The following is a 14,399-nucleotide window of genomic DNA, read 5'->3' as shown; positions in this document are numbered from 1 at the left end:
AATTAATCTGCAAAGGAGAAATCGGTGAAACTAAAAACGGTTGTCACGATACTCGCGGCCGCCTTGGCCATCACCCCCCTGGCGGGCTGCAAGGGGAAGAGCGAAAGCGGCGCCCCGTCAGGCACACCGGCCAAGAAAGAGGGACAGGTCGTCGCCGAGGTGAACGGAGATACCATCACCACCTCCGATTTCAAACATGAGCTCGACAACCTTCCGCCGTACCTGAAGCCGATGGCCGACACCCCGGAGGGGAAAAAGGAGCTTCTGGACACCATGGTGGTCCGGGAGCTTATCCTCCAGCAGGCCAAAAAGGACGGCCTCGACAGGAGCCCCGAGGTAGCCGCCAAGCTTGAAGAACTCAAGAAGCGGGTCGTCGTGGAGGCGTTCCTGAAGAAAAAGGTCGAGGAGCAGGCCAGCGTCTCCGAGGCGGAGATGAAGAAGTTCTACGACGAGAACAAGGAGAAGTTCAAGACCGGCGCCCAGGTCCACGCGAGCCACATCCTCGTGAAGAGCGAGAAGGAGGCGCAGGACCTCCTGAAGGAGCTCAAGGGGGGAGCCAGCTTCGAGGAACTCGCCAGGAAGCACTCCATCGACTCGGCCGCCGCCAGGGGGGGTGATCTCGGCTGGTTCAGCAAGGGGTCCATGGTTCCCGAATTCGAGAAGGTGGTCTTCGGCCTCAAGGAGGGGGAGATCTCCGGCATCGTCAAGACCAAGTTCGGCTATCACATCATCAAGCTGACCGGCAAGCGTCCCGCCGGCATCCGCTCCTTCGACGAGGTGAAGGATCAGATCAAGGCGGCGCTGCTCCCCACCAAGCAGCAGGAAGTCTTCCAGAAGCTCAAGGACGACATCAAGAAAAACGCCAAGATCTCCATCAAGGAAGACGTCCTGAAGGAGCTCGGCGGCAAGGCCCCCTCCCAGGCAACACCCGCTCCGGCACCGGAGAGCAAATAGACAGCCACACACCAGCACCTCCCGCCGGCCGAACGCGTGTTCGGCCGGTTTTGCGTCGTGCGACCGGGAAATTATGAACAAACTCCTCACAGCTCTCATTCTCGCCCTCTCCCTCGCCACCCCCCTCCTTTCCGCCGCGGCGGTGGTTGACCGGATCGTCGCCGTCGTCAATGACGAGGTGATCACCTCCTACGCGGTCGACAAGGAAAAGGCCTCCCTCCTCAAGGAGATCGAACGCCAGCAGCTCCCCCCCGACGATCCGGTCCGCGCCAGGCTCGACGAGACCGCCCTCAACCGCCTCATCGACCGCAAGCTCGTGGAACAGAAGGTCCGGGAGCTCGATATCCGGGTCAGCGAAGAAGAGATTCGCCAGGCGATCGAGGACGTGAAGCGTCAGAACAGCCTCTCCCAGGAAGCGCTCGTGGCGGCCCTGGCCAATCAGGGGCTCTCCTTCGACCAGTACAAGGCCCAGATCCGTGAGCAGCTGGAGCGGCTCCGGCTGGTGAGCCAGGAAGTGCGGGCCAAGATTCAGGTGGGGGAGCGGGAAATGCGGGAGTACTACGAGGCGAACCAGAGCAAGTTCGGCGCCGAGGAGAGCTACCGGGCACGGAACATCTTCTTCCGCCTCGACGACAAGATGCCGGCCGATACGGTCAAGAAGGTGATGACCACCGCCATGACCGTCCTCTACGAGGCGAAGGCGGGGCAGGATTTCGCCGGGCTCGCCCGCCAGTACTCGGACGATCCGGCGGCCAAGAAGAACGGAGGGGATCTCGGCACTTTCCGGAAGGAGGACATCCTGCCGGAATTCGAGGAAAGCCTCACCAGGATGAAGCCGGGAGAGGTGAGCGACCTGATCAACACCCCCACCGGCCTCCATATCCTGAAGCTGGAGGCCCGGATTCCCGGCACCCCGAAGCCGTTCGAACAGGTCAAGGGGGAGATCGAGGATATCCTCTACCGGAAGAAATCGGAGGAGCGCTTCAACCAGTGGGTCGCCGACCTCCGCAAGGGGGCGGCGATCGAGATAAAGTAGCGCGGGAGCCGGACCGGAAAATACGAAAGCGCGGCGGGAGTTCGCTTCCCGCCGCGCTTTTTTCATAGGAATTCCGTGCGGGACGTCAGAGCCCCGCATGGCGCAGCTGCTCCACTGCTGCCTTCTGCTCGGCGGTGAGACTTTCGGGGACCGTAACGCCGACCCGGACGTACAGGTCCCCCTTTCCCCCCATCCCCAGGTGGGGAAAGCCGAGCCCCTTGAGCCGGATCTTCGTTCCGGACTGGATGCCGGCGGGGACCTTGATCCGCTTCGTCCCCTCCAGGGTCGGGACATCGAGGGTGGTCCCGAGGGCAGCATCGCTGAAGCGGACGTAGCGCTCCACCACCACGTCGTCTCCCTCGCGGCTGAATACCGGGTCGCCCGCAACCTGCACCACGAGATAGAGGTCGCCGGTCGGCCCACCGCCGCTGCCGAAACCACCCTTGCCGGCCACCCGGAGCCGGGCGTCGCTCTCCACCCCAGCCGGGACCTTCACGGATATCTCCTCCCGCTTGCCGTCCCGCATGAACGCCACCCGCTTCTCGCAGCCGCCGTAGGCCTCGCGGAAGGTGACCCGCAGCTCCATGGAGAAATCCTCCCCCCGCCGGCGCCCGCCACCGAAGCCGACCCCCCCCTGCCGGAAGCCGCCGCCGAAGATGCGGGAGAAGATGTCGTCGGTGCCGAACCCCATATCCTTGAAGAGGTCTCCCACGTCGAAACCGCGGAAGATATCCTCCTGGGAATAGCGCTGGTGGAATCCGCTGGAGCCGAACTGGTCGTACTGGGTCCGCTTCTGGGGGTCGGAGAGGACGGCGTACGCCTCGTTGATCTCCTTGAACCGGTCCTCGGCCTCCCTGTTGCCCGGGTTCTTGTCGGGATGGTACTTGAGGGCGAGCTTGCGGTACGCCTTCTTGATCTCGTCCTCCGACGCTCCCTTCTTTATCCCGAGCACTTCATAGTAGTCCTTCTGCGCCATGGACGGTTCCTTTCTCACTGAAGTCGGCGCTTTGAATGTAATCGCTGTTCCCTCCCCTGTCAACACCGCGCCGTTTTTTCCCTTGACAGGCAACCTTCGCACCTCTAACATTTAGGCATCCGAACATTTTATCTGCCGCCGAGAGTGCCATGGAACGAATCGAACGCATCGCCCAGCTCTACCCGGTCATCATGCGGGTCATGGGGCGGATCAGGAGCCTCGTTCACGAGGGGATGGACCTGACCTACAACCAGTACAAGATGCTCCTCACCATCTACGACAAGGGGAGCTGCCCCCTGAACCTCCTGGCAAGGGAGCTGGAGATCGCCATGAGCTCGGCCAGCGAGATGGTCGACCGGCTCGTGAACCTGGGCTTCGTCTACCGGGCGGTGGACGAGGGGAACCGCCGCCAGGTGATCATCTACACCACCGGCAAGGGGGAGGAGCTGATCCGGGAGGTCCGGCGGGGGATCGTGGAGAACTACCGCTCCCTCCTCGCCCGCCTTCCGGAGGGGGACCAGGAGCGACTCGTGGGGGCCTTCGAAACCCTGGCCGAGGTCCTCGGCAAACTCAACTAGGGGCATGGCAAAGCGAAACGCATCGTCAGGAAACACAAGGAGAGACTGACATGAAAAAGGCTATCGTCGTCGGAGGCGGCATCTCGGGCCTGTCCACCGCATACCTGCTGCGCAAGCGCGCCCGGGAGGCGGGAATCGAGCTGGACGTGACGCTCCTGGAGAAGGAGGAGCGGGTCGGCGGCAAGATCTGGAGCATCAGGGGGGAGGGATACCTCTGCGAGTGGGGGCCCAACGGCTTTCTCGACTCCAAGCCCCAGACCCTCGACCTCTGCCGGGAGCTGGGGGCGGCGGAGCGGCTCCTGCGGAGCAACGACAACGCCCGCAAGCGCTTCATCTACACCGGGGGCGCCCTGCACCGCCTCCCCGAAAACGGCCCCATGTTCCTCAGGAGCGGGCTCATCTCGTGGCCCGGGAAGCTGCGCCTCGCTCTGGAGCCGTTCATCCCGAAGCGGAGCGACGGCGCCGACGAGACGCTGGCCTCCTTCGGGCGCCGCCGCCTGGGGGAGGAGGCCCTCCAGAAGCTCATCGCCCCCATGGTCTCGGGGATCTTCGCCGGCGACCCGGAGACCATGTCGCTGCGCTCCTGCTTTCCCCGCATCGCGGAACTGGAGGAGGAGTACGGGAGTCTCGTCGGGGCGATGATCAAGCTGGCGAAAAAGAAGAAAAGGGAGGCGGCCCAGGGGAAGGCGGTAGCGGGCGCCGCCGGCCCAGGCGGGGTCCTTACTTCCTTCCGCAACGGCATCCAGGAGCTGACCGACACCCTGGCGGAAGAGCTGGGCCCCGAGACCATCGTGACGGGACAGGCCGTGACGGCCCTCGCCCGGGGAGGAAGCTCACCCTGGCGGTTGCGCACCGATGCCGTCGACATCGACGCCGACGTGGTGATCCTCGCCTCCCCCGCCCACGCCGCCGCCGCCATCCTCGCCGACGTGGACTCCGCCATGGCCCGGGTGCTGGGGGAGATCCCCTACGCCTCCATGACCGTCGTCTGCTTCGGCTACGAGCGGGAACGGATCGCCCGCGACCTGGACGGCTTCGGGTATCTCATCCCCAAGGGTGAGGGGATGAACACCCTCGGCACCCTCTGGGATTCCAGCATCTTCGAAAACCGCGCCCCCGAGGGGCGGGTGCTTCTGCGGAGTATGCTCGGCGGCGCCTGCTTCCCCGAGTATGTGAAGCTCCCCGACGACGAGGTGCTGCGCAGGGTGCAGGAGGACCTCCGGACCATCATGGGAATCACGGCCGAGCCCTCCTTTGCCCGGATCTTCCGCCACCCCCAGGCGATCCCCCAGTACACCACCGGCCACGGCAAGCGCCTGGCGGCCCTCCAGGAGCAGGCCTCGGCCCACCCGGGGCTCTTTCTCACCGGCAACTCCTACCGGGGGATCGGCCTGAACGACTGTGCCGCCGCCGCCAACCGCACCGCCGACGAGGTGATCACCCACCTTCTTTCCCGATGAAATCGACGAAGGGGAGCTCCCCCGTGGCAGCTCCCCTTTCTTCATGCAAAAGCATCAGATGCACCAAAGACATATCCCGATCACCGAATGTGAGCTCTTCGGTCTTCTCTTCGCTGATCCCCATCTTTTGGCCCTACTTACGTACCTATCTCCGAGTCTTTTTAGCTACGTTGCAATTTAATTTAATGAAATCAAGCACGACAGCATTATTCCCGGAAGAGTTCCATGAGTTTTTCCTGGAATAAACCCATTTGAAGCTATGCTTTCCACTTGCAACTGCAAAACTAGCCCAAGCCATGGGACTCTGCAAAGTCGACTCAAGGTTTTCAATTCCATCAATGTAAAAACGAAGCGCTGAGTAATCATTGGATGATCCGTCGACCTCGTACAGGAATTGCACGGTGCCATTTGTTACACAGTTATACGTCACCTCCATGACAGCATTCTGTCCGTATTGGAGTGAACTCGGCGACTTGGCGCCATACGAAGCATTGTAGCCTATCCCTGGAACAACCGACCACATCCCTTCTCCACTCAAAACCCAAGGCAGTTTGCTCAGGTCACCGGTCTCGAAGTCTTCCACTACATTGAGCTGTATCGGCGAATTTCCCACGGTAAATGCAAGCGACGAGAACCCGGTGTTTCCGGCGATATCGGTTGCCCCCACAAAGATGGTGTGATTCCCGGCAGACAGATCGAGGAAATCACCTGAATAGGCTTGCACGACCTTCCCATCGACTCGGACCTCAACCGTTACCGGATTCTGGTCGCTTACGCTGAACTGGAGCATTGGTGCAGTAGCATAAGCTGCATTGACGGCGGGAGACGTTATCGTCACTACCGGTCGTGATTGTTCAATGGTTATGTTTTTGTAAATCACGTCAGAACCATAACCATCAAAGCCGTAAAAGGTTACGATGTTGTCTCCCTCCCTGAAAAGGCCGGGGTCCAATGGATCGGAACTCCATGTGGTCGGCGTCGGGTACTGAACCTGAAGCGGAAAGTCGGGCAAGCTCAAAGAGACGCCCACATTCTCGCTTCTTGTACCCGCCAGAGAATCCATGCCCTTATTCATCAACAACCTTACAGGACTCATCGTTGCCAAGGGGGGGCGTGTGATTACCGCAACATCAATTATCTTCGTCTCACCATCGGCGACATCAACGCTTTGTATGGTATCACTGAAAATTGCGTCAGGTGATGATTTGAACAGCAAGTCCCATCTTCCGGCGCCAACCCCCACGCTGTACGTTCCATCAGCGTCTGCCTTTAGAACTCTTACCGTGCCGGCTTGACCGTTGATGGCACCCTTCACCCTGATCTCGGCATCTCTGAGCGGAATATCACCCGGGCCCGTCAAGCGTCCCTCGATCCATGCTGTCACTTTCCCGGCGGTAAGATTATTCCCGGAAAGGGAATTACTCGACGTCGAGAACGGGTATTGGAATGCACCGACATATCCGCTGTAGTCCTGATTGATGCCCATGTTCCATTTGTCTCCAAGCCCAAGCCCAAGGGAATAGTTTCCATCGGAATCGGTAAGCGCACCTCCCCGTGGCCCATTGCTCTCACTATACTGATCGAACATATAGTTCTGCTGTCTCCCCTCGATCGGCACTCCACCAAGGGGATTGCCCGAAGGATCGGTGACCCTTCCGGTCACGAATACTTCCGGCCGCGGCAGCTTGAACTCGATACTGGCGCTGTAACCCGGTAGTGACACCCTGTCCACTCCCCGTTGAATGCCGAGGTACCCTTTAGTTGACGGGTTGGGCGTGGTGAGATCGAAGGAAGAGGTGATTTCATACTGACCGGCGGGGAGCGTGAGATCGAAGCTGCCATTACTGTCTGTAATGGCGACACCGGTGTAATCGGAGCTCAAGGCAACTATCCATACGCCGTCAACTCCGGTGGTACCCGTTGTGTCAGTGACCTTTCCATAAAGACGATTGTCTCCCTTAACGAGGGCGACGTCCAGGCCAAAAACGGTCTGGCCAGAGGCGATTGTCACTGCGGGAATGGCGTTTCGTGCCGCATAGCCATATGCGTAAGGCACCAGATAATACTGCCCCGGGTAGTCGACAGCGACTGAATAGTTGCCAGTTCCGTCGGCGACGGTATATCCAACATGGCGCTGCCATTTGTCCAGCAGTCGGACGAGCGCACCGGGGACGGGACCGGCGCCGTCTGAGACGAGACCATGAATGGCTTGCGGTCTGCTGACCGGCGTTACGTTGAAAGCGGCAACGGCGGTGGTGGTTCCACTCGCCACCCGGAAGAGATACCGTCCAGGGGCGTGATAGACATCGTTGGTCATGAGATAATTCAGTGACGTCCGTATGGTGGCGTCAGCCATGCCGTCTTCGTCGCCCTGGACGTTGGGGTTGGTAGAAGGTGTTCCGTCGGTTACCCGGAAAGACCGGATCACATAGTCTCCGGTATCGATTACGTCGTTCTGGTTGGCATCCACGAACTGCTCGACGACCACCTCGCTGCCTGAGGGACTTAGATTACCGATGGTCAGCGCCACATTACCCCGGTAATCGGCGGCAATCGTACCCTTCGAAAGCGCGATGGCCACTCCGGGTTTGTAGTCAATCGTCACGGACGCCAAACTGTTGTTGCCGGCCTGGTCAGTGGCGGTAACGGTAATGGTATTGAGGCCTGCCGCCAGGTTGCTTACCATGCACTGCCATGTGGTCTGTGTCGGGTAAATTACGGTTCCAATTGATGCCGTGCCATTGGTAGAGAGCGTTATGACACTTCCTACCTCAGTTGTGCCGGAAAGGGTCTGGTTCGCTACGCTGGTCGGTATGGAGACAGGATTGATCGACAGGCTTGGCGGCACGGTATCGACAGTGAATGGACTATCCGCGGAGCTGCTATTCCCGGCAGTATCCACGGCGTCGATGTAGAGGGTATGGCTGCCGTCAGCCAAGGGACCGAGAGCGCTACCAGAGAATTTTGAAATAACCACATTGTCCAGTCTGACCGTCGCGGTTCCCTCGTTGACGGTGTAATTCAGAATTGGCGAGCTATTCTTGACGAAGCCTTTCGGGGACGTGATCTGAATCACCGGTGGCGTAGAGTCGCGGGTAACCGTTGCATTTGCGGTGGAGCTTAAGCCGCCGGCATCGGTGGCTTTTACGGTAAAGTGTGTCACCCCTTCCGGCAATCCGGACACTGTGCAACTCCATGTGGAGGCAGTTGGGTAGGCCACAGATCCGATAAGTGCTGCCGTATCCGCGGTTACCGTCACCATCGCCCCTTCTTCCATCGTGCCAGTAAGGGTTATGACCTCAGAATTGGTTGGACTCTCAACGGGAGTAACGGTAACAGTTGGAGGGATCGTATCGGGCAATAGTTGCTTCAGTTGCATGATGAACAGGTTCTTGTTACCTGGTGATGATGTGCCCAAAATGCTGCCGTAAGTATCTCCGAGCAGATAAACATTCCCATCTGGATCGACGGTGATGTCCGCAGGATAATCATTATTGTCATTACCAATTTGAGTCGACCAGAGTTTTTTTCCGTTCACGTCGAACTTGACGACGAAGATATCGCTGCCTCCCCGATAAGAGTTCCCATCGAAGATACCACTGGCATAGCCTGTTATAAAGACATTGCCGGTTGCATCCAGTGCCAGACCCCAAACATCATCTCCAGCTGTTTCCATAGCACTGATCCATTGTTGATTGCCTGCTCCATCATATTTGGCCAGAAAAAGATTCCACCCAGTGACGGTAACGCTCCCCGTGACATAACAGTTCCCTGCGCCGTCTACTGCGACGCTATAACCTGAACCAGCGTGTTGCGAATCTATGATTTTAGTCCACTGCACCACACCGCTCGTATTATACTTGACCAAGAATGGGCTATTGTTGGCAGCCAAACCATTCAACCCGCTTTCGGTTTCCCCTGTTATATAAATGTTTCCACTTTTATCGAGCGCAATATCGTAAGAACCATCGTATCCTTTCTGACCAGATAGTTTTGTCCACTGTTTAACGCCATTAGTATCGTATTTAGCTACAAAAAAATCATTGACCCCACCAAATGTTTTATTATCTACTGATCCTGCAGCATCTCCTGTAATTAACACATTACCGTTCTCATCGACGGCAATGTCGCTGAGATAATCTTCATTACTAGAACCAAGTTGTTGAGTCCACAATTGATTGCCTGTACTGTCAAATTTAACAACGTTGACATCGGTTAAATTAGTGCCACTTGCAGTAACAGGATCATATTCCGTCGTCCACGCAAGGTAGATATTTCCTGTTGTATCTACCGCTATCCTACTGCCATATTCTACGTTAGTGGTGCCAATAAGCCACGCCGGCCCAAGTTTGTTTCCCTGAGCATCAAATTTCATGACAAAAACATCTGTCTGACCTTGAATAGTCTTTCCGTCAAGCCCCCCCGAGGTCGTGCCGGTTACATAATAGTTCCCAGCTCCATCTCGCACGAAATCAGAAACCGTATCACCAACAATCAAGGAATTCGACATCTGAATGAGACTATCGCGGGTAAAACCGGCGTGCTGTGCCCATGATGTTCCGTAGGGAAGTTCTCCCACCGCAGCACCTTCAGCAAAGATAGCCACTTCTGCAAACCGGCTGCTGCCAGCTTCATTGGTCACCTCTACCCTGACAAAATTCAAGCCCGGAGAGAGACTATCAAGAGGGAAACCAGAATGCTTGAATACTTCAACACCGTTAACTCTGACCTTCACTGTACCATCGCTGACCGTATAGATCAGATTTGGCTTCTCCAGATAAGTTTGCCCCTCTACAGGGGAGACGATCTGAACGATCGGAGCAACGGTATCCAATACTACCGTTGCCGCGGCGCTGTCCGTAAAGCCGAGGCTGTTCTTTGCTGTCACAATGACCAGATTGGCCCCTTCGACAAGCCCGTTAAACGTACATTGCCAGCTACCAGGCGTTGGGTACGTGACGGTTCCGGGAAATGCACCCGGGTCCAACTTGACTGTTATCAGGGCACCGGTTTCCATCGTTCCGGAAATGCTCGCAGTGCCAGAGTTTACTTGGAAGGTATTCTTATCAAAAGCAACCTGGGGCAGGCGCGGGTCACGCAATTTGTCTATGTAAACACTATCTCCTGGAGCTACTGGAACATCCCACGATAGATAAAGGTATCCATTTGCCCCCAGCAGTAGACGATCAATACAGCTGAACGATCCGTGATCGATCTCCTTTGTCCAAATTTGATTACCACTTATGCCGTATTTCGTGACAACATCATGTCCGTCAATTTCGAATGCCGCATAAAAAACACCATTTTTCTCAGCAATAATAGCGTGGCCTTTATCGGACAAAGAGCTACCTAACTGTCGGGTCCATAGTTTAGTGCCACTGCTATCATATTTCACCACATATGCATCAGAAGATCCCAAGTTTGTGTTGCCGTCCAGGCCACCACCGGTCTCGCCAATGACGTAAACACCTCCAAGCGAATCGACCGCCACGCCATGCGCCCAGTCAGTTTGACCCGTCCCCTCCTGTCTCACCCACTTTACAACCCCGTCGGTATCAAATTTATACAGGAAATAATCAAAGCCACCTGCATTTGGAGTATCACTAAGGGTTCTATCGGTAGGGCCAGCCACGTAAACATTGCCATCATCATCCACTGCAAGGCCAGTTGGCATTTGTGCCAAAAAATCTTTAATTAACAAATTGGAGTAAAAATTTTGGATCGGTAATTGACGTGCCCATTGTATAGACCCCTTTTTGTCCAATTTGGTCACGAACAGGTCCACCGTAGAGCTTAGTGAAAATTGAACCCGCGCCAGATCCCCAGTAGTCATTCCAGTTAGGTAAACATTGTCGTTCTTGTCGACCGCAATCCCTTGAGCCGCTTCGGTAACATTTGAGTCGAACAAATGCATCCACTGTTGCACACCTTGCGAGTCGTATTTGACCAGGACTGCATCAGTAGCATTATTGAAATTGCAGCCAGCCGCATAAACACTTCCCTCCGAGTCAATGGCAATATTTCTGACTTCGTCCATGGGTACAACACTCTGCCATAGCTTCTTCCCAGAACTATCCAGTTTCTGGAGTCCCTCATTTTGTATTACAACATAGTAGTTCCCGAATTTATCAATAGCTGTCGGATCAGTTTTGTGCAGGTAAAGACTCAAAGCATTTTCATAGGGGGCCTCGGTGCCAGTGTAAACTGTGAAAGATACTTCGGCAAATCCGGTGTTAGTTCCGTTGGTGGATTCAACTCTCACGGTATGGCTGCCATCGGAAAGAGTACCGAGATAACCGCCGGAGGTTGTACTGACGGCAACCCCATCCACCATAACCTTAACCGTACCGCTGTCAACGGCATAAATGAGACGCGGTGCATTTTCCCTTGTTACACCTGCGACGGGAGAGAAAATCCTCACCGCCGGGACCGGTTTGCTATCCAAAATCGTATATGTGTGTCGGCTGTTTGTTATCACAGCCTTCCGGTCTATTTCGTACAGAATAATATCCGGTTCGTATAAATCAATGACAACGGTTCTGTTTGGTCCGGGGGAAGGGTTATCAACGACTGAAATATCGATAAATTTAACTGTCTCACCGGGATTAAAGGTCAGTGTGCCCGGATTAAGAGTAAAATCGGCAGGACTAGAGGCTGTGCTCTTTATGCTTGCAGAATATGCAACTGTAACAGGCTCGAACCATGGTTTATCCAATGAGACAGGCACCTTGACTGATGTAACTGACTCTGACCCACTAGATACCGTTTGTGTGAAGCCTACCGTAGGTTTTTGGACATTATTTTCAATTTTTATCAAAATATAATTATTGTTTTCATTTGATTCGTTTACCGTGTTTACTGGATCGATCTCCATTTTGTAATAATGATGACTGTTATCGTTGATATTTAATGGGAATACCACTGTGGCTGAACCTTGAGCCGCTATAGCGATATTTGACTCCGCCACTTTGTTTAGGCCCTCATATAGCACTACAGTTGCACTTGGCACGTTAGTTCTGCCCAAATTTCTAATGATGCCATTGACTGTAACATTGGCTGGGATAGTCGTAATAGGATAGATAGTAGTCATAGCATTGCTATCGAACTCCAAGTCAGGGGCAAGATCAGTATCATCTCGCAACAATGCCTGTACTGCCAAGGCTGTTTGATAGGCACTTTCATTCCAACTGCCAGTAGCCGATTGGCTATTTCGAAGGTACTGAAGGCCGGCATAGGTCACAGCGCTCGAACCTCCACCCGCATCCAGTAAGGCAAGTACTGATTGCGCCGTATCGTATACTGTGCTCGGGCTGTTCCCGAACCCGCCATCGGCATTTTGTTTCCCAGTAAGAAATGCTCTGCCCAAGCTTATCTGGTTCTCCAAATCATAGCTTTTTCGATAGGTGTTAAAAATGCGAACAACCTCAGCTGTCGGTTGTATAGCACTGACCGTATCGTTGCCACTCCATCCGCCGTCGTTATTTTGGGTCCCTTTAAGATAGGCTAGTCCTGCATCGATTATTGCTTGGTCCGAGAATGAGGCTCTCGACAAAGCTCTCAGGGTCAAGGCGGTATCGATCGGATTACTTATGAAGCCACGACCGCTTCCCCATCCGCCGTCAGTATTGCGACGGTCAAGCAGTTGAGTAATATGCAGAGCACCGTTTCCGCCCCCGTTAGCGATTGCTTCCAGCCTGCGTGCCAGAAAGTCGGTGCTGGCGGACAAATTGGCCCCCAACCACTGGAGTCCGGCTGAGAACTGGAGCTGTGCTGCGGGGAATAGTTGAAGGGCGGTGATGGCCTCCGCCGTGTCCCGCTCGGTGGTAAGGGAGAAATCAGTCCAGCTGCCATCGGCCTGCTGGTGGGTGGTGAGCCACTTGATCCCGTCATCGATGGAGGGAGGGAGAACCCGCGGAGTGGAGGTGGGAGGGAGCACGCCAGGGTTGACAGGGATATCGTCCTTTGGAGTGGATGCTACTTGGACGAGCCCTTTTCCATCGGTGAGGACGGAGTAACGGGGAAGGAATCCGTTGCGGATGCTTTCGATGCCGTACAGTTCGTCGCCGGTAAAGGTGCCGGGGGCGGTAACAAATATAAAGGCAGTCTTGAACTGCTTCTGGGCGTCCTTGCTGCCAGGGATCCGTTCCCCTTCTGCCGCGATGATGTCGTCGATGGTGACGTAACGGGGGGTACCGGTGATCATGGCACCTACTTCCGGCATTTTGTTCGGATCGATTGACGGATTTTCGATGAGAAGCATGGGGGGGACTTGGGACTTGTCAATCATCCCCATAAGATAGAGATCGAGGGGGCTGTAGTACTTGCGGACGGCAACGGAGGTAAAGGTGCCATTGCCGTTATCTTGCCATTGGTTGCCGTACTCCAGGGATCCCTTGGTGTCGAGGAGGAAACTCCAGTGGGCGTCGTCCTTGCCGAGAAGCGCTTTGCTTATACTTCCTGCCTGGTCCTTGAACTTGACGTACGAGCCCCAACGGTGCAGCATCTCGTGGCCCAGAGTGTCAAGGGTGAATTCAAATTCGGGGGAGAGGGGATCAGTGGCGATTTTCGCGATATTCCCCATATCGATGGTGCCCTGCAGCTTTCCCGCACTTCCATAAAGGTGGGAGTTGTCGAAAATATCTTGGCCTATGCCACGGATGTCGTTCTTGATCTGGAGGTAGAAGGCCGCCGTGTCCGAAGTTAACGTGAAATCGAACTTGGTGAAGATGACGAGAAAATCGTAGTCGTCCTTATGGGTCTTGAAGAACTCCTGCGCAATCACCTGCCGCGGCACGGCGTTTATGGTGCCGTCAGCGTTGTGCTCATCGTAATTGCCGGTGACCTCCATGACGGTGACGTTGCCGTAGTCGCCGATCTGGCGGGCCGTGAAATCTTGGGCTTGAACCTCACTGTGAATGACGCTGAAGAAGCTTGCCAGAAGGAAGCTCAGAGCAACAGAAAGCCATTTGAGAGTTACCAAGCGCTCGGACGCCATCTTCTTCATCGTACAACCCTCCTGAGTGGGCAAATGCATCAATACATGAAAGTATAGTGTGATAGGCATATCCGTCAGACTGGATCTGCTTTACTGCGATTTTCCCGGTAGCGAATTCCCGAAATTCCCCGGAGCAATCAACACAGGGCGGACTTCCGGCGATTTCCGCAAACGCTCCACACTGGATTTACCGTTCTCTATCCGGATGATAACGGTCTCCGGCTCTTTATCAGCCTTATCCTCCAGCACAACACGCCCAGGTATGGCGGCCCCGGTTTTCTTGGACACGAAAATGAGGTAAATGTACGCGTTCAAGGAGGTCGTCAATGGCAAAGGATGTAAATGTCTCCGGTGCAGCGGAAGGAGAGCGTAGCTCGACTGGAGCGGCACCGGAAATCAA

7 protein-coding genes and 1 pseudogene are annotated in these 14,399 nt (G+C 55.5%); 5 read left to right on the top strand and 3 right to left on the bottom strand.

Translation table 11 applies throughout. From position 1 onward, the window contains the following. Window positions 1–24: 24 nt before the first annotated feature. Both M6689_RS14525 and M6689_RS14520 read left to right on the top strand, forming a co-directional pair. Window positions 25–954 carry a peptidylprolyl isomerase gene (locus tag M6689_RS14525; RefSeq protein ID WP_298273144.1) on the top strand — a complete coding sequence of 310 codons (930 nt, stop codon included), beginning with the start codon at window positions 25–27 and terminating at the stop codon, window positions 952–954. A 73-nt stretch (window positions 955–1,027) separates the two neighbouring features. Continuing rightward, entirely contained in the window at window positions 1,028–1,990 is a 963-nt protein-coding gene (locus M6689_RS14520; RefSeq protein WP_298273142.1) for a peptidylprolyl isomerase, read from the top strand. 85 nt (window positions 1,991–2,075) lie between these two features. Here M6689_RS14520 and M6689_RS14515 read toward each other — a convergent pair whose 3' ends face one another. Beyond that, window positions 2,076–2,966 carry a DnaJ C-terminal domain-containing protein gene (locus tag M6689_RS14515; RefSeq protein WP_298273140.1) on the bottom strand — a complete coding sequence of 297 codons (891 nt, stop codon included), beginning with the start codon at window positions 2,964–2,966 and terminating at the stop codon, window positions 2,076–2,078. A 149-nt stretch (window positions 2,967–3,115) separates the two neighbouring features. Here M6689_RS14515 and M6689_RS14510 point away from each other — a divergent pair, with 149 nt between their 5' ends. Next, window positions 3,116–3,544 (top strand): MarR family transcriptional regulator, encoded by a 429-nt coding sequence (locus M6689_RS14510; RefSeq protein ID WP_298273139.1) that lies wholly within the window; start codon window positions 3,116–3,118, stop codon window positions 3,542–3,544. Window positions 3,545–3,594: 50 nt separating this feature from the next. After that, window positions 3,595–5,004, top strand: coding sequence for a protoporphyrinogen oxidase (gene hemG / locus M6689_RS14505; protein WP_298273137.1), 1,410 nt, complete (start codon window positions 3,595–3,597; stop codon window positions 5,002–5,004). On the opposite strand, the gene M6689_RS14500 is transcribed toward hemG, so the two are convergent. Continuing rightward, window positions 4,982–5,128: a hypothetical protein gene (locus tag M6689_RS14500; RefSeq protein ID WP_298273136.1), complete on the bottom strand. Its 147-nt coding sequence runs from the start codon at window positions 5,126–5,128 to the stop codon at window positions 4,982–4,984. The two genes, hemG and M6689_RS14500, sit on opposite strands and share 23 nt — an antisense overlap. Before the next feature lie 21 nt (window positions 5,129–5,149). Continuing rightward, window positions 5,150–14,008 (bottom strand): SBBP repeat-containing protein, encoded by an 8,859-nt coding sequence (locus M6689_RS14495; RefSeq protein WP_298273134.1) that lies wholly within the window; start codon window positions 14,006–14,008, stop codon window positions 5,150–5,152. A 317-nt stretch (window positions 14,009–14,325) separates the two neighbouring features. Here M6689_RS14495 and M6689_RS14490 point away from each other — a divergent pair. Next, window positions 14,326–14,399, top strand: a pseudogene (locus tag M6689_RS14490) (IS3 family transposase); the annotation flags it as partial.

It is taken from the genome of Geobacter sp. (genome assembly GCF_027327745.1).
Lineage (GTDB): Bacteria > Desulfobacterota > Desulfuromonadia > Geobacterales > Geobacteraceae > Geobacter.
Note: the sequence above shows the minus strand (reverse complement) of the source record. Positions and strands in the feature narration are given on the sequence as shown.

Excerpts from the sequence above, each read along its gene's own strand:
- M6689_RS14520 (WP_298273142.1), top strand. The coding sequence starts at position 1,028 with ATGAACAAACTCCTCACAGCTCTCATTCTCGCCCTCTCCCTCGCCACC.
- M6689_RS14515 (WP_298273140.1), bottom strand. The coding sequence starts at position 2,966 with ATGGCGCAGAAGGACTACTATGAAGTGCTCGGGATAAAGAAGGGAGCG.
- M6689_RS14510 (WP_298273139.1), top strand. The coding sequence starts at position 3,116 with ATGGAACGAATCGAACGCATCGCCCAGCTCTACCCGGTCATCATGCGG.
- hemG (WP_298273137.1), top strand. The coding sequence starts at position 3,595 with ATGAAAAAGGCTATCGTCGTCGGAGGCGGCATCTCGGGCCTGTCCACC.
- M6689_RS14500 (WP_298273136.1), bottom strand. The coding sequence starts at position 5,128 with ATGGGGATCAGCGAAGAGAAGACCGAAGAGCTCACATTCGGTGATCGG.
- M6689_RS14495 (WP_298273134.1), bottom strand. The coding sequence starts at position 14,008 with ATGAAGAAGATGGCGTCCGAGCGCTTGGTAACTCTCAAATGGCTTTCT.